Annotated in this window: 2 protein-coding genes; both read left to right on the forward strand. The window is 36.1% G+C overall.

Annotated features, from left to right (window positions below):
• On the forward strand, window positions 1-600 hold a 600-nt coding region (locus AB4513_RS00700), incomplete at its 5' end, for an RHS repeat domain-containing protein (RefSeq protein WP_102257393.1).
• Complete coding sequence (locus AB4513_RS00705; protein WP_009846199.1) at window positions 597-1274, forward strand: hypothetical protein; 678 nt, start codon at window positions 597-599, stop codon at window positions 1272-1274. The genes AB4513_RS00700 and AB4513_RS00705, both read left to right, overlap by 4 nt.
• Window positions 1275-1539 lie beyond the last annotated feature (265 nt).

Consider the following 1539-nt stretch of genomic DNA (forward strand, 5'->3'; position numbering starts at 1 on the left):
TACTACATGACTAACCATCTTGGTCACGTCTATGGTGTGTTTGACCAAGCAGGCGAAAGACTCAGCCAGCGAGGTTATTCGCCTTACGGGCAAGTAAGTGGTGATTATTTCACTCTACAGCCGTTTGGCATGTCGACCAAACGCAGCGATTTTACCAGTGGTATAGTTTACTTTGGTTATCGCTTCTATATACCAAGCTTGGGCCGCTGGCTAAACCGCGACCCACTGCAAGAGCAAGGCGGGATTAACCTTTATGCGTATGTAAATGGTGATCCGTTAGGGTATGTGGATCCGGATGGAAAAATAAAGGGCAGACCGGTAAATCCCAATCCATGGGACCACGCAGTTTACTCAGCCCAAACGAACAGCCAGTGTGTACATAATTGTGTTGAGAATATAAGAAACTTGTGGACAGAAAGTCTTCCAATAGAACCAGAAAGTAGTAATTCGCAAAGCAAAGCTTCATGTGACGCTACGAATAAAAAACTAGTTCAAATAGTTTTGCTGCAAAAAAATCCAAATCCGAGGCGCAGGAAACAGTGTTTGAATATTTTAGATATCAATCATGTGGAATATATTGTGAATGGAGTTATTAAATGAAAGTAATTGTTAATTACATAATTGTTTTTTTAGTGCCTATTTCGTCATTGTTGTCATTCGATATACTATCGAAAGAAAGGGAAGTGGAAATGATTGACATAGTAAAGGAGTGTGAGGTTTTAAAAGAAAATGCCGATAATGGTGATCATAAAGGGTATAAAAAACTAACGGATTGCTATTTTTATGGGATGTTGGGGAATATAGGTGAGATTAATTATAAGAAAATTGATTATTATCTGAAAATGGCAGTGGATACCGTAGATGACGATCAAAGTAAATTATTACTTGCTCGCTCATATATGCACTATCCTAGCCGAAGTTGGTTATATGATGAATCTGAGGAGTTACTAAATAAAATAAATCATAAGGGGGAAATACAGTATAAAGTGTTATATTGTGATGCTATTATTAGTGGTAAATTTTCAAATAGTGGTGATTATGATTTAACATGTCTAGAGGAAATAATTGATCATGGAAATAAGCCTGCTTTATATGCGTATATGGAGAATTATAAAAATAACTATCATAAAGGATTAGATTATAAGGAAGAATATTTAAATCTCTTTTATGAAGAAATATCAGATAGCGAATCAGAATCATTAAAGGGGTTTCTTGAAATGAGGTGTTTTTTTATTCCGTTAGAGCTATGTGATCCTGTTAGTGCTTGGGAGTAAAAGTAAATAATAAGGTAAGGTCTAATGAAATGGTTCGCCTCATCGGCACCGACTAAGATAAAGATGAGAATTCACCCGAAAGAGGCAAACGGCTTTGTCTCCAAATAAGTGCTGAAGACGAGGTCAGGTCTTTCCTTTTACTATAGGGTAAAGGCTTTGGCTAAAAATAAATATTCCTTACATTAATAACTTAAAATGCTAGCCAACAATGTAGGTTTACTAGTTTTGTGTGTTCCGTGTATTGATCTAATACGATTATTGTATT

Source organism: Vibrio sp. 10N.222.54.E6 (genome assembly GCF_041473955.1).
Classification (GTDB): domain Bacteria; phylum Pseudomonadota; class Gammaproteobacteria; order Enterobacterales; family Vibrionaceae; genus Vibrio; species Vibrio tasmaniensis_A.

Coding starts and splice junctions, on each gene's coding strand:
- AB4513_RS00705 (WP_009846199.1), top strand. CDS start 597: ATGAAAGTAATTGTTAATTACATAATTGTTTTTTTAGTGCCTATTTCG.